This window comes from Methylobacterium tardum, assembly GCF_023546765.1.
Classification (GTDB): domain Bacteria; phylum Pseudomonadota; class Alphaproteobacteria; order Rhizobiales; family Beijerinckiaceae; genus Methylobacterium; species Methylobacterium tardum.
In genome coordinates this window covers 2,352,806-2,369,904 of sequence record NZ_CP097484.1, presented here as the reverse complement: position 1 = coordinate 2,369,904, position 17,099 = coordinate 2,352,806, and the positions used below count along the sequence as shown (strand labels likewise).

The following is a 17,099-nucleotide window of genomic DNA, read 5'->3' as shown; positions in this document are numbered from 1 at the left end:
CGACCCGCATGCCAGCGCTTAACAGGCCCGCACCATCGTCAAGCTTGGCATGTATTCGACACGTGGCGACACGATGTTAAACGGCATTCGCTGTCGGTACGGTAGCGTACATATAATATAAACTTGGATCTGCCGTTACCCGGAATACATCGATCGGACTTATACTTGAAAATGCGTCATCTTATAATGCGCGTCTAATCCGCGGTCGGCGCGGGGCCAACGGCTTGGAGTGCATGGATGCTCACCGTCCAGATCGCCGATTTGGCAGACCTCCTGGAGGCCCGCCCGCTCACCCCGGACGGCTTCGCGAGAACCTTCGATCTGCCCGTGCGCGAGCGCTCGATCCCGAAGCAGCACGACCTGCTGCTGCCCGGTGCCGAGCCGGAAGTCGCGCACCTGCTGTTGGCTGGTCACGCCTGCCGCTATCGCATGCTGCGGGACGGCCGCAGGCAGATCACCGCCATCCTGGTTCCGGGCGACCTCTGCGACCTGGGTGCGATCCTCGCGAGCCGCGCAGACTACGCGGTCAACACGCTCACCCGCTGCACGGTCGGCGAGATCCCGATCGCCCGGCTCTCCGCCCGCGACAGCCCGGACCTCGCCGCAGCGTTGGGCCGCCGCCTGCGGCGCGACGAGGCCGTCGCCCGCGAATGGATCGTCAGCCTGGGCCGGCGCGTCGGTATCGAGCGGATGGCGCATCTACTCTGCGAGTTGCGCTGGCGACTGGCGACCGTCGGCTTGGTCACCGACGACAGTTTCGAGATGCGGATCACGCAGAACGATTTTGCGGACGCGCTCGGGCTGACGTCGGTGCACGTCAACCGCGTGCTGAAATACCTGCGTGACAGCCAGTTGATCCACCTGAAGAGCGGACGGCTCACGCTCCTCGACCGTCCGCGGCTGGAACGACTCGCGCAGTTCGATCCGGCCTATCTGGAGATCTGGTCCGACGCCCTTTGAGTCCGCCCCGTCGTCCGGGCCGCGCGATCAGAGGTACCCGGTCCGGCGGGCGAGCATCATCCCGAAGGCGAGGCAGGCGGCCAAGCTGACGGCCAGCATGGCGACGTTCGTCCAGAACCTCACGGGCCGGCTGGAGCCATCGAGACCGCTGGCGCGCAGGCGCACCCACGGTACGTAGAGGTAGAGGGCGGTCAGGGTCAGGATCAGGAAGGCCAGGGTGGCGAACCGGCCGGTGACCACAGCGGCGCCGGCGAGGATGGCCCATCCGATGACGAGGCCCAGCATCGTAATCAGGGCTGTCGAATTCACGTCCGCACGATCCCTTCAGCGCATGGATTCGGCAGGGCGGCCGCAGCGGAAACTCAGACTGCGACGAACTCCCTCACGGAACACATAGCATCAGCGAACCGGCTACAAGATCGGAGAGAGTGCTGGTGCTGCGAGAGAGGATTGAACTCTCGACCTCTTCATTACCAATGAAGTGCTCTACCACTGAGCTACCGCAGCAGGTGACCGGGGCGCCCCCGCGGGGGCGTGTCCGTCCGGCTGAGTGGGGCCATAACGGATCGCCGACGCGTTGGCAACGCCGCGTTGCGCATCCGCGTGCTTTACGTGCGGCACGCAGCGCGAATGATGGCGGCGAGCCCCGGCTCGGACACAGCCTCGGCCGCCTCCGCGGGCGTGAACCATCGCAGCTCCCGCTGATGCTCCTCGGGAAAATGCTTGAGCTGCTTGCGCACCTTGAGCGGGAACACCTTCACCTGACACAGGACCGCGTCGAGGTTCTTCAGCCGCTTCTGATAGAGGTAGTGGCCAATCGGCCGCTTGCCGACCGCACCGCGCAGGCCCGCCTCCTCGTAGGCCTCGCGGGCGGCGGCCTGGAACGGCTTGCGGCCCTTCATGGGCCAGCCTTTCGGGATGACCCAGCGTCGGCTCTCCCGCGACGTCACGAGCAGGATCTTGGGCTTCCCGTCCCGCCCGAGCCGGAACGGCAGGGCGCCGACCTGCCGCCGCGGCTCGTTGTCGTCGTCGAGAAGCGTCACGGCCGCACCGCGCTACGCGGCATCCGCCCCGAATCCGACCGGGGCGGGGACGTGTCCGGGGCGGGTACGGTGCGGCGGATGATCGGACCCTCGGTCGGTGACGCTACGCACAAGCTACACGGTACCGCGGGTCCGGCAACTCATAGTGGTTCAACCGAACACCACGAACCTCTGTTCGCGGCGTCGCGGCAGCACCCTGCGCGCCGGACAGACCGGTCACCCGATCCTGCGCACGGCGCGCTCGGCCCCGGAGGCCGGCAGCGCGGCGGCCGCCATGCCGGCCGAAACGGGGTCCGGCCCGTCAGCCTTGTCCCCGCTCGTGGGGGCCGGCACGAGAGTCGGCAGCGGGGCCGCCTTCGATTCGCTCGCGTTCTGATCCGTTACGCTTGCGCGCGGCGGGTTGAGGCCGTCACTTGGACCGGCCGGCGCCAGGACGGGCGCGGAGGGCTTGGGCTCCGGCTCCGGATCCACGGCGGGCGCGGCCACCAAGGTGTTCGGCGGCTCGCGCCACGCGAACGCGTCGAGACGTCCGGTGACCGGCGAGACGGGGGCCCAGGTGTCGGAGGCGACGCCGTCGGCAATCCAGACGGGATCGCGCGGCGCCCGGGCGGCGCGGGCGAGCCACTCGCGGGCCTGCCCGGAAGCGGCGCCGTGCTCGGCCTCCTCGATCGCCGCCATCATCAGGCAGGCGCGCACGGTCGGTCGGTCGGCGAGAAGCGGCTTCGCGGCCTCGCGGGCGCGACCGTAATCCCGCGCGTCGAGGGCGGCCTGCGCCACGGCGAGCCGGGCCTCCGGATCCCAGGAGGACAGCTTGGCCAGGGTCTCGGCACGGGCGAGTCGGTCGCGGACCGAATCGCCGGGCCGGAGGCCGAGATAGACCTTGGCGAGATCGGGATGCGGGTTGGCTTTCCAGGCCGCCTCGGCGATGCGGGCGGCCTTCTTGAGGTCGCCGCGGCGGGCGAGGAGCCGGCCGGCGATGCAGGCCGCTGGTACGAGGTCGGGCGCGAGCTTGACCGCCTGCAGCACGCGCTCGCCGGCCAGTTCCGGCTCGCCGGCCTCGCGCTCGCCCGCGATGGCCGTGAGGAGGACGGCCCTCTGACGGCGGGCAGTCGCCTTATCGATCAGGCCCAGGGAGGAGCGCCGCTCGATGGTCTCCAGGGCCGCAGCCCAGTCGCCGTCGGCGCTCTGCGCCTCGAGCAGCGCCTCGTTGGCCCAGGTGACGCTCGGGGCGAGGCGCGCGGCCTCCGTGGCGTAGGCGCGGGCGGCGGTCTCGTCCTCCCGGCGCCGGGCCTCCACGAACAGCCCGCGCAGGCCCAGCACCCGCGTCTCCGGATCGTCGACCATGCGCTGGAAGGCGCTCTCGGCGGCGTCGCGGTCGCCGGAGATCTGCGCTGCCTGCGCCTTGAGCAGCAGGGTCAGCGGCTCGCTGCCGAGGAGGCGCTCGGCGTCGCCCGCGTAGCGGCGCGCCGCCAGGGGATCGCCCGAGCCGACCGCCACCATGCCGCGGGAGAGGGCCGAGAGACCCTTGGCCCGGCGCCGCTCCGCGGAGCCCCGGACCAGGGCCTCGGGCAGGCCGATCACGCCGCGCACGATCGCCCAGAGCAGACCGAGAACGATCGCGGCCGCGATCACGCCGACGAGGGCGACCGCCAGGCTGGTACCGATCTGGTAGCCGTTCCAGACGACGGTGACGGTACCGGGCCTGTCGGCGATCCAGACCGCGCCGAAGGCGGCGAGTGCGAGCAGGGCCAGGAAGGCGAGGGCGCGCCACATGGGGTCAAAGTCTCCTGTCGACGGCCGCCTGGCGGCCGCCGCGGGGTGCGGGAGAGGCGGGGCGCCTGTGCGCCCGCCCGGAGAGGTTGCAGCCGCGCACGGCGCGGGTTGGGACCGTCACAATCCTATCGCCCCGGTACCGCGGCGGGCGTGGCCGGCGCCGCCGCATTGCCGGCCGGCAGGGCCCTGAAAGCGGTGTCCAGCAGCGTCCGCGCGGCCGTCTCGGCGGCGGCCCGCGCCTTCAGCTTGGCGCCGAAATCGCCCGCCTCGTCCTGCGCCGCGGCCGGCAGGGCCGCGAAGGCCGCATCGGCCGCCGGCAGGTCGCCGCGGTCGAGGGCAGCCTGAACCTTGGCTTCTGGATCGTCGGGGGCTTCGGGGGCCGGCGCGTCGACCTTGCGCACCTGCACGATGCCGTCGGCCATGCTCAGGAGCTTGGAGCGGAAATCGCCGGTCTCGGCCGCGCTCCTGGCCCGCTGCGCCCGGCTCTTGGCGGCGATTCGCTCGCCGATCGGGCGGAAGCCGTCGGCGAGCCGGCCGGCCGTGGGAGCGCCCGATGCCGCGAAGGGCGCGAGCGCCTTGGTCTGCGCCTCGGTCGCCGGATCGAGCTTGCGCAGGGTGGCCAGCGGCTCGGCATAGGGCATCCCGGATTCCAGGGCGGACACCACGCGATCGGCCGCGACCACCCTCAGGGCGGCCTGGACGGTCCCGACCTCGGCGCGCTGGGCGACGCTCTTGTCGAGCGCGGCGATCTGATCGGCCTGCTCCTGCAGACGCCGGTCGACCGCCTTCGCGGCCTCGGCGGCCTGGGCCTGTCCGGCCTCGGCGGCCGTGCGGCTCGCCTGCGTGGCGGCCTGGACCGCCTCGGTGGCGGCCTTCACCCGCGCGTCAAGATTCTGCTGGAGCGCGTCGAGCCGCTGACCGAGGGCGGCGTCGGCATCGGCATTCGCCTTCGTCTTCTGCTCCACCTCGCTCTGCAGCGCGGCGACCTTCTTGGACGCGTCTTCCGCCGCCGTCTTGTTCGCGCCGTTCTCTTCCAGGGCCTTCAGGCGCGCATCGAGGTCGGCGACCTGCTTGGTGGTGTCCTGGAGCGCGTTGAGCTTGGCCCCCGCCGGCTGGTCGCGGCCGGGCTCCTGGCCGGGCTCCTCCTGAAGGGCAGCCACGCGCTGGTCCAGGCTGTCGAGGCGCGCCACCAGATCGGCCGGGATGGACTGCGCCTGCCCGGCCGCTTGCCCGTCCGTCGGAGCCGCGGCCGGCGTCGGCGCACCGGACGCCTTGTCGAGCGCCTGCTTGGCGGTCGATTCGGCGGAGGCGACCCGCTTGTCGAGGGCCGCGAGGGCGTCGCGCGGGGCGAGCCCGTCGAGGCGCTTGTCGAGGGAGGCGAGCTGGCTGGACAGCCTCTGGTCGAGGGCGTTCAAGCGCGGATCCGGCCCGATTCCGGCCTTCTCGGCCCCGAACAGCAGACCCGCCCCGATCACGCCGCCGAGCAGTCCGGCCGCCGCGATCGAGCCGAACCCGGCCCGGGCGCGGGTCGCGGGCGGGGTCAACGGCGGGGTCGTGGCCTTCGACGCATCGGTGGGAATCGGCCCCCTCGGCGGCTCCTTGGCCGCATCCTTGACGCCGTCCTTCGACGGCTCCTTGCCGCCGGGCGTCGGGTCGGGGACGCGCTTGGCCTTCAGGTCGATGATGGGCCCAGCCGTCACGGCGCTCGCAGCCGCCGCGCCGGCGGCCCCAGCCGCAGGTCCGCCCGGCCGATTGCCGGGCTGCGGGCCGGAACCGGGCTGGCCCACCTTCGGCGGCTCGGCCTTGGTGGCGTCGGGCTTTGTCGGATCAGGCTTCGCGCCGGTCGCGGCCTTCGCGACGTCCGGCGGCGCGGAGGTCGGGCCGCCCGCCTTGGCAGGCTCGATCTTGCCCGGATCAGCCTTGCTCGGATCGACTTTGCCTGGCTCAGTCCTGACGGCGTCGGGTTTTGCAGCCGCCGGCTGGGCGCCGGTGCTCCCCGCCGGCTTCGGCGCGTCCGCGATGACGGCGCTGGAGCCCGGCTTGCTGGTCTCTGGCTTGCCGATCTCGGGCTTCGTCTCGGTCGTGCCCGGCTTGGCGGCCACCACCGGCTCGGTCGCCGGCTTGGGCGGCGTGACGGACGCCGGATTCGGCTTGGCGCTTTCGGAGGGCGCCGGTGCAATCGGCTTCCCGCCGGCGACCGGGGCGGCCGCGGAGCGGTTGTCCGTCGCGGACGGATTCGCCTGGCCGGGCTTTGCGGCCGCGGGGTCCGGCTTCCGGCCGCCGGGGCCGGGGCCGGGCTTGTCGGCGTCGCTGGGCGGTGGCGTCACGGGCAAGTCCTCCAACTCTACGGCGTCGCCGCGCCCCCCTAGCACCGCGGCGGCCTCCGGCGCGAGGGCGAGATACGGCGGCCCGGTCTCCCTGTCACCGCACGGTCAGGTGCGGCTTGGCGTAAGGGCGTCGAGCAAGTCCGCTTCACGCGGGCGCGCCGCCACGAAATGGATCGGGACGCCAACCGCTTCCAGAGGGGCGGCGACGTCCACCGACAGGCAGTAATGCTTCAGGGCGCGGAAAGCTCCGCCGTGACCCGCAGCATCCGCCAAGGCGAGAGCGACGGCGGCGCTGCGCCGGGAATAGTGGAGGGCCGCGTCGAGTTGGCCGGACGCGAGCGCGCCGTCGGCCGCATCGGGCAGGGCGGGCAGGGCCTCCGCGGCGTAGGCCACGACGGTCGCGATCCGGAATCCGGCCGCGCTCAGCGTCGCCTCCGGCTCGCGCTTGCGCTCGGCGCCGGCCCTGTGGAGCAGGCGCGCGCCCGGCGGCAGCAGGCCGGCCGCGAGCGCGGCGAGCCCTGCCGCGTCGCCCGGTCCCTCGCGCACCGGCCCGAGCCCGGCCTCCGCGGCCAGCGCGGCCGTCCGCGCCCCGACCGCGAAGACCGGCAGGCCCCGCAGGGACGCGGCCTCCCGCGGCTCCGGCACCGCGTTGGCGCTGGTCAGGAGCACACCGTCGAACGGCCCGTCGGGCGGGGCGGCACCGGTCGGTCGCACCACCAGCACCGGGGCCACGAGCGGCGCGTGGCCGCGCGCCGTAAGGGCCGCGCCGGTGCGCGTCGCACCCGGCTCGGGCCGCGCCACCCAGATGCGCAACGGTCAGCCTTCCAGCGTCAGGCGAACGCCGTGGCGCGCCTCGGCGCCCGGAGCGAGCAGCCGTTGCGCGTCGCGCTCCGTGAGTTCCCCGGAGAAGTCGGCCCAGTCGGCGTAGCCCGTCCAGCATTCCAGCGACAGGAACGGCGCCGTCGGCTTGGTCCAGACCGCGAGATGGGGGAAATCCGCCATCTCCATGCGGATCGCCTTGCCGGGCCCGGTGAAGCGCATCCGGCGGCTGCGGGCGTTCCGGATCACGAAGGCCTCGGTGAAGATCGCCGGGTCGAGGGGCAAGATATCGCCCGAGAGCGGGATCGGCTGCTCGTCGCGCAGCAGCAGGCCGCCGGGGCCCACCTGCGGGGCGAAGGGGCGCTCCGCCTGCTCGAATTCCACCGCGTAGCCGCCGTCCCGGGCGCGGGTGCCCCCCGCGAAGGGCCACGGGAAGGCCGGATGGAAGCCGAGGGCGTAGGGCAGGGGCTCGGTGCCGGAATTGCCGACGGTCACGTCGAGATCGAGTCCGCCCGGCCGCACCCGGGCGGCGACGTCGAGCTGGAAGGCGAACGGGTAGTGCGCCCGGGTCTCGGGCCCGTCGGTCAGGCGCAGGGTCACGGCATCGGCACGCTGCTCGATGACCTGGAAAGGGAGGTCGCGGGCGAAGCCGTGCTGGCCCATCGGGTAGCGCGCGGAGCCGACCTTCACGTGGCCGCCGGCCGAGGCGCCGACCACCGGGAAAAGCCAGGGGGCGTGGCGGTTCCAGTGCTCCGGGTCGCCGCTCCAGAGATACTCGGTCCCGCCGACCCGCCAGGAGACCGGCTCGGCGCCGTGGGTCGAGAGCGCGGCGGAGGTACCGTCCGGGGCGGTCAGGTCGATGCGCGTGCTCACAGGGGTCTCCCGCTGATCCTCGGAGAGCCGAGGTAACGGATGCGGGGCAGGGGGCAAGGGCCGCCTCTCATCGGGCCGCGCCTCATGCGGCCGTGCCAAGTCCCGGCAGCACTGCCTCGGGCGGCCCGGAGGCGACGAGCCGTCCGGCCTCCAGCACGTGGACCGCGTCGGCGCCCTCCAGGGTCGAGAGGCGGTGGGCGATCAGGATCAGGGTCCGCCGGCCCGACAGGGCGCGCAGCGCCCGCATCACCGCCGCCTGCGTCTCGTCGCCGAGAGCCGAGGTCGCCTCGTCGAACACGATCACGTCCGGGTCGTGGTAGAGCGCCCGGGCGATGCCGATGCGCTGGCGCTGGCCGCCGGACAGCCGCGCGCCCCGCTCTCCGACCCGCTCACCGTAGCCATGCGGCAGGGCCGCGACGAAATCGTGGGCGCCGGCGAGCCGTGCCGCCCGCTCGACCGTCGCGAGGTCGGGCGCGTCGAGCCCGAGGGCGATGTTCTCCGCCACCGTGCCGTCCACCAGGAACACCTCCTGCGGCACGTAGCCGATCCGGTTCTGCCAGGCCGGCAGGGTGGCGCGATCGAGGGCGACGCCGTCCACGGTGATCCGCCCCGCGCCGGGGCTCAGCACCCCGAGGAGCAGGCCCGCGAGCGTCGTCTTGCCCGAACCGGTGCGGCCCGCGAGCCCGACCGTGGTGTTGACCGGGATCGTCAGGTCGATGCCGGCGAGCGCCGGCCGGCCGGTGCCGTAATCGAAGCCGAGCCCCTCGAGCCGGATCGCCGTCGTGAACGGCAGCCGCTCTGCGGTGCGGGGCTGGGGCGCCCGCTCGTCGGCGAGCTCGTCGACGATCGCCTGCACCGCCGGCAGGGTGAAGCGCATCAGCGCCACCGAGGTGAAGATGTTCTGGAAGGCCGGGAGCATCCGGTAGCCCGCGAAGGCGAACAGGCCGAGCAGCGGCAGGATCCCGGCCACGTCCAGGCCCTGGGCCAGCGCGAACAGCACCACCACGATCACCCCGCCGAAGGCCAGGGCCTCGATGACGAAGCGCGGCATCTGGCCGGTGAGCTGGCTCGCCGCTGTGGCGATCGCGTAGGCGCGCGCCGGGGCGTCGAACCGACCCGCGAAAGCCTCCGCGCGCCCGTAGAGCTTCAGCTCGGTGAGCGCCCCGAAGGTCTCCTGGACGATGCGGAAGCGCGCCTCGTTGTCGGCCACCGTGCGGGCGCCGAGCCGCGCGAGGCGGGCCCGCATCACCATGTAGATCCCGACATAGAGGCCGCCGAAGCCGCCTCCGAGGATTAGCGCGAGCTGCGGCGCGTAGGCCAGCAGGAAGGCAATCACCGCGAGGGCTGAACTCGCCCGGGAGGCGAGCACGGTGGCGGGCGTCAGGGCGCCGATCACCAGCCGGTCGGTCTCGGACAGCACGTTCTTGGCGAGCTCGGCGCTGTTGGCTTGCGTGAAGAACAGCCGCTCCCGGTCGAGGTAGCGGAACAGCAGCCGCCGGCTGAGGCTGTAGCCGGCCAGATGGGTGAAGCGGAGCTGCGCGTAGGTCAGCCCGGCATTGACCAGGGCCGTGACCAGGATCGCCGCCAGCGCCGCACCGCCGGTCACCAGCAGGAAGCTGCGCTCGTCGGCGAGCCCGAGGAACGCCCGGGTCTGCGCGAGGTAGGGGATGCGGGTCGCCGCCGACGGGTCGCCGACCAGCGTCAGGAACGGGATCACCGCGGCGACCCCCACCACCTCGAGAAGGGCCGCCACGGCGAGGCCGAGGGCGATCATGGCGAGGCGCCGCCGGTCGGGGGCCCGCAGGGCGCGGACGAGGTCGATCAGCGCGCGCATGGCGTCGGACAGGTCGGCGGGGCGGCTCGCATGGCGGGCCCGGGCTTAAGGGTGCCGCCCCGGCCTGTCCACGCCGGGCTCAGCCGAGCTTCTTCAGCGAGCCGAGATCGACGTCGCCGTCCTGGCTGGCGAAGGTCAGCGTCTTCGAGGATCCATCCGCCTGCGACACGCCGCCGATCCGGTGGTCGCCGCTGTCGTAGGTCGAGACCTGCCCGTCGCGCTCGATCAGCAGGCGCTTCTTGTCGGGGAAGACGGCGTATTTCATCCCGTTCTGCGCGCCGCTGGTCGCGGGCTCGCCAAGATCCTTCGGCCACCAGGGCTCCATGCCCTTCATCGGCTTCATGGGCTTCATGGGTTCCATCGGTTTCATCGGCTCCACGGCGCCACCTCCTGCCGGCTGAGAGACAGGAGGACGCGGCAGGGCGGGAAGGGTTGCATGCCACCCCGCCCCGGGCGCGGGATCAGACCGGCGGCCGCGCGGACTTCTCCCGGACCTGCCCGTCGAAGCCGACATGAAGCTGATGCTCGCGCCCGTCGCGATCCTTCGCGGCGACGTCGAGGTGGCGCGGGCCGCGGCCGGTGACGCGCACGTCGCTGTAGCCGGCCGCCTGCACGGAGGCCGTCAGGGCGGGCAGGTCGGGCTTCGGCCCGAGGCCGATCCGGTCCTTGGCCCAGTCCAGGCTGCCCATGGCCGGACCGCCGGCCGGGCCGAGCACGATCGTGCGCCCGTCGCCATGGGTCAGGACCCGCGCGTGCAGGAAGCCCGTCTCGAACCGGCCCTGCACCGTGATGGCCTCGCCCTTGGCGACGAGCGTGCCGTCCTCGCCCTCGCGGCCGGTCTCGACCAGGGCGCGGCCGGTCGGATCCTGGACCACGAACTTGTTGCCGAAGATCTCGGCCACCGTGCCCTTGATGGCGGTCGCCCCGGAGGGCGCCAGCGCCTGGATCGCCACCGGCTCGACTGGCGTCGGCTGGAAGGCCGTGCCCTGCGCCAGGGACAGGCCCACCGCGCCCACCGCGAGCGGGGTCGCCAATGCACCCACCACCCAGGTCCGCCGGGGGATCGCCCGGCGCGCCGGGCCGGCGGGCTCGGGATCGCGGATTTCCCGCGCAGTGCCGTCGATCGTCTTGTCGTCGCTCATGGTTCGGTCCTTCGAGAGGTCCGGATCCGTTCGATCCGATGTCCCTTCGTAAGGCGCCCTTGGCAATCCGGACTGAACCGCCCGGTTCAGCCCCGGTTAAACCCGGCCGCCTAGAGCGTGACGCACGGAACCCGTGCGAACGCAAAGACTTGGCAGCGCGGGCTGATGTTGGTCGGCTGGTTGGAGCCTGCACGCGTCCCCTCGGCCGGGCCGCATGAGAACACGACGCCAAGGCCCGATCCGGGTTGGATTTGCCGCCGCGACGTGGTGGCAAGGCGAGAGGAACCAGATGGCTTCGCCACCGCCGTCTTTGCGAGCGGAACGCAGCAATCCCGTTAGCGCCACGTGTCCGGGTGTCGCGCTGCCCTGGGTCACTTCGCTCCGCTCGTGATGACGTGCGGATCAACGCCCTCTCGGAAGCGGAGCGCGACAATCAACGGAAGGCGTGAGCGCCTGAGCGAGGAGGGGACGGGTGAAGATCCTGCTGGTGGAGGACGACGCGGCCCTCGCAGCCGAGGTGGCCAAGGTGCTGCGGGCGGAGAATTTCGTCCTCGACCACGCCGCCACCGGCGAGGATGCCCAGCATCTCGGCGAGACCGAGGGCTACGACGCGGTCGTGCTCGACCTCGGCCTGCCGAAGGGCGACGGGATGTCGGTGCTGCGGGCGTGGCGGACGGCCGGACGGACCCTGCCGGTGCTGGTGCTCACGGCGCGCGATGGCTGGAGCGACAAGGTCGCGGCGTTCAAGGCGGGGGCGGACGATTACCTCGTCAAGCCGGTCCGCGTGGAGGAGCTGGTGATCCGCCTGCGCGCGCTGGTGCGCCGGTCGCAGGGCGGCGGGGCGAGCCGCATCGTCTGCGGCCCCCTGAGCTTCGATCCGGGGCTCGGCGCCTTCGAGCACGAGGGCCTGCCGCTCAAGCTCACGGGCCTCGAATGGCGGGTGCTGTCCTGCCTGGCGCTGAACCGCGCGGCCGTGGTGCCGCGCCTGCACCTGATCGAACGGGTCTACGAGGGCGATGCCGACGTCGATTCGAACTCCGTCGAGGTGATCATCACGCGGTTGCGGCGGAAGATCGCCCCGGCCCGGATCGAGAACGTGCGCGGCCATGGCTACCGCCTGCACGCGGATCCCGCCTGATGGCGGACGCGACGCCGCGCCGGTCGCTCCGCGGCCGCCTGCTCGCCGCCGCCCTGGTGCTGGTGCTGGCGGCCCTGGTGGTGGCGGGCCTCGCCATCGGGGTGATCCTGCATCGGTTCGTGCGCGGGCAGCTCGACGGGCGGCTGGACGCGCAGATCACCGCCCTGCGGGCCGGGCTCGAAGCCGGAATCCTGCCCGGGAGCCTCGACGCGCCGCCGTTCGACCGGCCCGGTCCCGGCTGGGCCTGGGAGGTGCGCCGCGGGCCCGAGACGATCCGCTCCGGATCCCTGCGGGGCGGCGACATCCACCTGTCCGATCCGGGGCCGGAGGACGCGTCCGACCGGCCCCACCCGGCTTCCGCGACGGGGCCGCGGGGCGAGCCCCTCGTCGCCCGCGTGCTCACCCTGCCGGGGCCGCCGGCCGCGACCATCGTGGTGGCCGCGCCGGAGGGCGAATTGCGCGGCCCCCTGCGCGAGGCGCTGTCGAGCCTCGCCCTGGCGCTCGGGATCCTCGGCCTGTGCCTGCTCGCCGGACTGGCGTTCCAGGTGCGGCTCGGCCTCGCGCCGCTGACGCGCCTGCGGGTCGACCTCGCGGCCGTACGGGCCGGCCGGCGCGAGCGCGTGCCGGACGACCAGCCCGCCGAGATCGCGCCCGTGGTGGCGGAACTCAACGCACTCCTCGACCAGAACGCGCAGAATCTGGAGCGGGCTCGCGGCCACGTCGCCAACCTCGCCCATGCCCTCAAGACACCGCTCGCCACCCTGTCGATGGCGCTGGCCGACCCCGCCCGCGACCCGGACGGGGCGCTGCGCCGGCAGGTGGACGACATGGACCGGCGGGTGCGCCATCATCTGCGCCGGGCCCGGGCCGCGGCGCTGGCGGGCTCGGCCCGGCGCCGCACGCCGCTGGCGCCGCGCCTCTCGGACCTGCGCGACGCGCTGGCGCGGCTCTACGCCGAGAAGGGCGCGGCGATCGATCTCGCCGTGCCGGAGGACCTTTCCGTACTCTGCGAGGGCCAGGATCTCGACGAGATGCTCGGCAACCTCGTGGACAATGCCTGCCGCTGGTGCCGCAGCCGCGTCCGGATCAGCGTGGCCGCCCGTGACGATGGCGTCCGCGTGCGGGTGGAGGATGACGGGCCGGGCCTCGACGCCGAGGCCGCCGCCTCCGTCATGGCGCGCGGCCGGCGCCTCGATGAGGGCGTCCCGGGCCACGGCTTCGGACTGCCGATCACCTTGGAACTCGCCGAACTCTACGGCGGCGGGCTGAGCCTTGCACGATCGGATCTCGGCGGATTGCGGGCGGAGCTGGCGCTGCCGGCGTGATCCGGAACAACCCGGATCCCGCGTATGCCGGACGCTCGAGCCTCCACCCCGTCGTCCCGGGGCGCCGAAGGCGAGCCCGGGACCCAGAGCCGCCGACGGCGCACATCCTGGGCTCCACGATGGTTCTGGATCCCGGGCTCCGCTGCGCGGCCCCGGGATGACGTGTCCTCGAAGCGGCCCGGGCAAAGGCCTGGTCCGAGCCTCCGCTCAGGAACCCCTTTGGTCAGCCCAGTGCCTCCCGCAGGATCGGGCGGATGCGCGGGTCGATGCAGTGGGCGACGTTGAAGCGCATGTAGCCGTTCCAGGCATCCGACAGGCTGAACGAGGTGCCCGGCGCCAGCACCATGCCGCGGGCGAGCGCCCGGCGGGCGACGTCGGCCCCGTCGCGCCCGTCCGGCAGGCGCATCCACAGGAAGAACCCGCCCCTGGGCTGCGACCAGGGCTCCAGGCCGCAGGCGCGCAATTCCGCGGAGGCCTGCACCATCGCCCCGGCGATGCGGCGGCGGGTTTCGGCGAGGTGGCGCCGATAGGCACCCTCGCTGATCAGCGTGTGCACCAGCGCCGCCGTGACATGGCCGTTGCCGAGGCTCAGCGCCAGCTTGAGATCGACCAGCGGCTCGACCCAGTCGGCCCGGAGCGCGATCCAGCCGCAGCGGGCGGCGGCCGAGAGGGTCTTGGAGAAGCTGCCGATCTGGATCACCCGCTCCAGCCCGTCAAACCCGGCGAGCCGCGGCGCCGCCTCGGGTTCGAGGTCGCCGAAGATCTCGTCCTCGACGATGAGCGTGTCGTGCGCCTCGCACAGCTTCAGGAGCCGGTGCGCCACGTTCGGCGCGAGGCTCGCCCCGGTCGGGTTCTGCAGCGCCGCATTGGTCAGGTAGAAGCGCGGCCGGTGCCGCTCCAGCAGGATCGCGAGCGCCCGCAGGTCCGGGCCCTCCGGCGTCATCGGCACCCCGACCACCGCGACCCGCTGCGCGCGCAGCAGCGCCAGGAAGTTGAAGTAGCAGGGATCGTCCACCAGCACGGTGTCGCCCGGCTGGAGCAGGAAGCGGCAGACGAGATCGAGCGCCTGGGTGGCCGATTCGACCAGCACGATCTGGTCGGGCTCGGCGCCGACGCCCTTCTCGCCGACCTTGCGGGCGATCTGGTTGCGCAGGGGCTCATAGCCGAGCGGCCGGTCGTAATTGGTCATCTCGGCCAGATCGGCCCGGGCCACCCGGCGCAGGCCCCGCCGGATCGCCTCGTGGGGCAACCAGGAATCGGGCAGCCAGCCCGCGCCCGGCTTGAGCTGGTCGGACCCGGCCTGCTGCGCCTGCCGGGTGATCCAGAGCGGATCGACGATCCGGTCGAGCCGCGGCCCCATCGCTTGCAGCGAGAGCGGCCGCGTCTTGCCGGCGACGTAGAAGCCGGAGCCCGGCCGGGCCACCACGGCGCCCTCGGCGGCGAGCCGCTCGTAGGCCTCCACGACGGTCGATTTCGACACCCCCATCGTGTCCGCGAAAGCGCGCACCGACGGGATCCGCACGCCTGGGACGAGCCGCCGCGCCGCGATCCGCTCGCGGATCTCGCCGATCACGGCCTCGACTCGGGTCCCGGGACTTCTGACTGCGATCGGCATCCGTACTGCTCATTCGTCCGGACAATTCTTCCAAACCGTACCGAAGTGTTCCTGTCGCCGCCAGCCCCGGACAGCCAGGATCGCCCGGCCCCAGAGAGACGGAGGAGGGGATCATGGACCAGTGCCTATCCGAGACTGCCAAGGCGCAGACCTCGTGGATTACCCGCGCGGCCACGCTGTTCGCCGCATGGGCGGCCGAGGTGCGGGCCGGCCTGTCCCGCGCGGCCATGAACCGCCGCGTCCTGCAGCGACTCTCGACGCTGTCGGAGCGCGAACTGAAGGATATCGGGCTGACGCCCCAGGACGTGGCGGATGCCTGCGCGCCGGGCGCCAGCGATGCCATTCACCTGCTCGTCGGCCGCCGCGACGAGCGCCGGACGGCGCGGGCGGCGCGCCGGTGGTGACTGCGCGGGCGGGATCGTAAGATCCGCCCATGACGCTGCGCGACGTGCTGGCCGCCCTCTTGGTGGTTACGATCCTCGGGCTGGCCTTCGTGGCCATCAAGGCCGGCCTGGAAACGGTCCCGCCGCTGATGCTGTGCGCCCTGCGCTTCGCCTTCGCGGCGGTGCCGGCGGCTTTTGTGATCCGGCCGCCCCGCGCGCCCGGCGTGCTGGTGGCGGCGTTCGGGCTTGCCCTCGGCATCGGCCAGTTCGGGCTGCTGCTGAGCGGGATCCGGCTCGGGATGCCGGCCGGCCTGTCGTCACTGCTGATCCAGATCCAGGCGCCGTTCACCGTGGCGCTCGCCTGGGCCGTGCTGGAGGAGCGCCCGCGGGTCCTTCAGGTGCTGGGCGGCGCGGTCGCGCTCCTCGGCGTCGTCGCGGTCGCGCTCGGGCGGGGCGGAGCCGCCCCGCTGGGGCCATTGCTGATGGTCGTCGGCGCGGCCCTGGGCTGGGCCAGCGCGAACATCATCGTGAAGCGGATCGGCCGGGTCGACATGCTGGCGCTGATGGTCTGGGGCAGCCTCGCCACCGCGCCGCCGCTCTTCATCCTGTCGCTGATCGTGGAAGGGCCCGCCGCCCTCACGGCGCTGACGCACCCAAGCTGGGCGGCGATCGGATCCGTCGTCTTCCAGGCCTACCCGACGACGCTCCTCGCCTTCGGTCTCTGGAACCGGCTCCTGACCCGCTACCCCGCGGCCACCGTCACGCCCTTCGCCCTGCTGGTGCCGGTGGCGGGAATCCTGAGCACGCATGTCGTGCTGGGCGAGCCGCTGAGCGCCGACATCCTGGCCGGGGGCGGGCTCATCCTGATGGGCATCGCGCTGAGCCTGCGGGGCGGGCGACGGTCCGGATCCGACGGAGCGTCGCGGCCGGGAACGGCGCCGCCAGCGCAGGCCGCGTAGATCGGCCCACCGGCATGGCACTTCGCGGCACCGGAAAGCCGGACGCAGCGATGCCTGCAGGTCGGGGACCGAATCTGGCTTGAAGGAAGAAGGGGACGTGGCGCGGGCGACGGGGCTCGAACCCGCGACCTCCGGCGTGACAGGCCGGCACTCTAACCAACTGAGCTACGCCCGCACGGCGTGGTCGCCTCGAAGGGGCGTTTCGCCCGGCGACGGGGCGGGGTTTATGGGGCGCTTCGGGACCTGTCAAGCGCATCCGCGCCGGATTCGGCTGACCCGCGACACGCGGCACCTGCGCGCTTCCGTCGTGTTGCAGGCATGCCGCCTATTCCCATTTCAGGGGAGCACTGACAGCGCGCTTTGTGCGACGCGACAAGCCATTGTCACGGGCCGGCGGCTCGACTAAGCCTCCGGCCGCGCGCATCCTGGCATAAGAACAATTCCACGGGCGAGTCCGGGTCGGCGTCGCACCGCGGTTTCCTACGTCTCGCGAGGCCCTGGCATGACCGGATTGTTGGCGGATTACCTGCCGCTCATCGTGTTCATCGGCGTGGCGCTGTTCATCGCCACAGCTCTGCTGGTCGTACCGTTCCTCGTGGCGTTCAAAAGCCCCGACCCGGAGAAGCTGTCGGCCTACGAGTGCGGCTTCAACGCGTTCGACGACGCCCGCATGAAGTTCGACGTGCGCTTCTACCTCGTCGCCATTCTGTTCATCATCTTCGACCTTGAGGTCGCGTTCCTGTTTCCCTGGGCGATCACCTTCGGGGATCTGGGCTGGTTCGGCTTCTGGTCGATGATCGTCTTCCTGGGCGTGCTGACCGTCGGCTTCGTCTACGAGTGGCGCAAGGGCGCCCTCGAATGGGACTGAGATCTCGCCGCTCGCTGCCCGCACAGAATTCTTGAGTCGC

Annotated in this window: 16 protein-coding genes and 2 tRNA genes; 6 read left to right on the top strand and 12 right to left on the bottom strand. The window is 72.6% G+C overall.

Annotation, left to right across the window (positions count from 1 at the left end; genetic code table 11):
- The first annotated feature begins 327 nt into the window (after nt 1-327).
- Entirely contained in the window at nt 328-960 is a 633-nt protein-coding gene (locus M6G65_RS11135) for a Crp/Fnr family transcriptional regulator (RefSeq protein ID WP_238196724.1), read from the top strand.
- Nucleotides 961-987: 27 nt separating this feature from the next.
- Here the strand turns inward: M6G65_RS11135 and M6G65_RS11130 are convergent, their stop codons facing one another.
- The 10 genes from M6G65_RS11130 to M6G65_RS11085 form a co-directional block, all read right to left on the bottom strand.
- Complete coding sequence (locus tag M6G65_RS11130; RefSeq protein WP_192708198.1) at nt 988-1,269, bottom strand: hypothetical protein; 282 nt, start codon at nt 1,267-1,269, stop codon at nt 988-990.
- Nucleotides 1,270-1,392: 123 nt separating this feature from the next.
- Nucleotides 1,393-1,467: transfer RNA gene (locus tag M6G65_RS11125), tRNA-Thr, on the bottom strand.
- 101 nt (nt 1,468-1,568) lie between these two features.
- On the bottom strand, nt 1,569-2,003 hold the full coding sequence (locus M6G65_RS11120) for an NUDIX hydrolase (RefSeq protein ID WP_192708282.1): 435 nt from the start codon (nt 2,001-2,003) through the stop codon (nt 1,569-1,571).
- 216 nt (nt 2,004-2,219) lie between these two features.
- Nucleotides 2,220-3,776 carry a heme biosynthesis protein HemY gene (locus tag M6G65_RS11115; protein ID WP_250103935.1) on the bottom strand — a complete coding sequence of 519 codons (1,557 nt, stop codon included), beginning with the start codon at nt 3,774-3,776 and terminating at the stop codon, nt 2,220-2,222.
- Nucleotides 3,777-3,901: 125 nt separating this feature from the next.
- Nucleotides 3,902-6,103: a translation initiation factor 2 gene (locus tag M6G65_RS11110; protein ID WP_238196721.1), complete on the bottom strand. Its 2,202-nt coding sequence runs from the start codon at nt 6,101-6,103 to the stop codon at nt 3,902-3,904.
- 105 nt (nt 6,104-6,208) lie between these two features.
- Nucleotides 6,209-6,916 carry a uroporphyrinogen-III synthase gene (locus tag M6G65_RS11105; protein ID WP_238196720.1) on the bottom strand — a complete coding sequence of 236 codons (708 nt, stop codon included), beginning with the start codon at nt 6,914-6,916 and terminating at the stop codon, nt 6,209-6,211.
- Between the two features lie 3 nt (nt 6,917-6,919).
- Entirely contained in the window at nt 6,920-7,795 is an 876-nt protein-coding gene (locus tag M6G65_RS11100) for an aldose 1-epimerase family protein (RefSeq protein WP_238196719.1), read from the bottom strand.
- An 82-nt stretch (nt 7,796-7,877) separates the two neighbouring features.
- On the bottom strand, nt 7,878-9,629 hold the full coding sequence (locus tag M6G65_RS11095) for an ABC transporter ATP-binding protein (protein ID WP_250103934.1): 1,752 nt from the start codon (nt 9,627-9,629) through the stop codon (nt 7,878-7,880).
- Between the two features lie 79 nt (nt 9,630-9,708).
- Complete coding sequence (locus tag M6G65_RS11090) at nt 9,709-9,981, bottom strand: hypothetical protein (protein ID WP_238196716.1); 273 nt, start codon at nt 9,979-9,981, stop codon at nt 9,709-9,711.
- Nucleotides 9,982-10,090: 109 nt separating this feature from the next.
- Nucleotides 10,091-10,771 carry a DNA-binding protein gene (locus M6G65_RS11085; protein ID WP_238196714.1) on the bottom strand — a complete coding sequence of 227 codons (681 nt, stop codon included), beginning with the start codon at nt 10,769-10,771 and terminating at the stop codon, nt 10,091-10,093.
- Between the two features lie 472 nt (nt 10,772-11,243).
- Between M6G65_RS11085 and M6G65_RS11080 the strand changes: the two genes are divergently transcribed.
- Nucleotides 11,244-11,909 (top strand): response regulator transcription factor, encoded by a 666-nt coding sequence (locus M6G65_RS11080; protein WP_238196712.1) that lies wholly within the window; start codon nt 11,244-11,246, stop codon nt 11,907-11,909.
- Entirely contained in the window at nt 11,909-13,234 is a 1,326-nt protein-coding gene (locus M6G65_RS11075) for a sensor histidine kinase (RefSeq protein WP_238196711.1), read from the top strand. The genes M6G65_RS11080 and M6G65_RS11075 overlap by 1 nt, the downstream gene beginning before the upstream one ends.
- A 223-nt stretch (nt 13,235-13,457) precedes the next feature.
- Here the strand turns inward: M6G65_RS11075 and M6G65_RS11070 are convergent, their stop codons facing one another.
- Nucleotides 13,458-14,849 (bottom strand): aminotransferase-like domain-containing protein, encoded by a 1,392-nt coding sequence (locus M6G65_RS11070; RefSeq protein ID WP_238196710.1) that lies wholly within the window; start codon nt 14,847-14,849, stop codon nt 13,458-13,460.
- A 113-nt stretch (nt 14,850-14,962) separates the two neighbouring features.
- Here M6G65_RS11070 and M6G65_RS11065 point away from each other — a divergent pair, with 113 nt between their 5' ends.
- Both M6G65_RS11065 and M6G65_RS11060 read left to right on the top strand, forming a co-directional pair.
- Nucleotides 14,963-15,253, top strand: coding sequence for a DUF1127 domain-containing protein (locus M6G65_RS11065; RefSeq protein ID WP_238196708.1), 291 nt, complete (start codon nt 14,963-14,965; stop codon nt 15,251-15,253).
- A gap of 29 nt (nt 15,254-15,282) precedes the next feature.
- A complete protein-coding gene (locus tag M6G65_RS11060; RefSeq protein ID WP_238196707.1) occupies nt 15,283-16,191 on the top strand; it encodes an EamA family transporter in 909 nt (302 codons plus the stop codon).
- A gap of 98 nt (nt 16,192-16,289) precedes the next feature.
- Here M6G65_RS11060 and M6G65_RS11055 read toward each other — a convergent pair.
- Nucleotides 16,290-16,366, bottom strand: a tRNA-Asp gene (locus M6G65_RS11055).
- Nucleotides 16,367-16,693: 327 nt separating this feature from the next.
- On the opposite strand from M6G65_RS11055, the gene M6G65_RS11050 reads away from it, so the two are divergent.
- Nucleotides 16,694-17,059 carry an NADH-quinone oxidoreductase subunit A gene (locus M6G65_RS11050; RefSeq protein ID WP_007560754.1) on the top strand — a complete coding sequence of 122 codons (366 nt, stop codon included), beginning with the start codon at nt 16,694-16,696 and terminating at the stop codon, nt 17,057-17,059.
- Nucleotides 17,060-17,099 lie beyond the last annotated feature (40 nt).

Excerpts from the sequence above, each read along its gene's own strand:
- M6G65_RS11060 (WP_238196707.1), top strand. The coding sequence starts at position 15,283 with ATGACGCTGCGCGACGTGCTGGCCGCCCTCTTGGTGGTTACGATCCTC.
- M6G65_RS11050 (WP_007560754.1), top strand. The coding sequence starts at position 16,694 with ATGACCGGATTGTTGGCGGATTACCTGCCGCTCATCGTGTTCATCGGC.
- M6G65_RS11075 (WP_238196711.1), top strand. The coding sequence starts at position 11,909 with ATGGCGGACGCGACGCCGCGCCGGTCGCTCCGCGGCCGCCTGCTCGCC.
- M6G65_RS11095 (WP_250103934.1), bottom strand. The coding sequence starts at position 9,629 with ATGCGCGCGCTGATCGACCTCGTCCGCGCCCTGCGGGCCCCCGACCGG.
- M6G65_RS11090 (WP_238196716.1), bottom strand. The coding sequence starts at position 9,981 with ATGAAGCCCATGAAGCCGATGAAGGGCATGGAGCCCTGGTGGCCGAAG.
- M6G65_RS11085 (WP_238196714.1), bottom strand. The coding sequence starts at position 10,771 with ATGAGCGACGACAAGACGATCGACGGCACTGCGCGGGAAATCCGCGAT.
- M6G65_RS11065 (WP_238196708.1), top strand. The coding sequence starts at position 14,963 with ATGGACCAGTGCCTATCCGAGACTGCCAAGGCGCAGACCTCGTGGATT.
- M6G65_RS11070 (WP_238196710.1), bottom strand. The coding sequence starts at position 14,849 with ATGCCGATCGCAGTCAGAAGTCCCGGGACCCGAGTCGAGGCCGTGATC.
- M6G65_RS11115 (WP_250103935.1), bottom strand. The coding sequence starts at position 3,776 with ATGTGGCGCGCCCTCGCCTTCCTGGCCCTGCTCGCACTCGCCGCCTTC.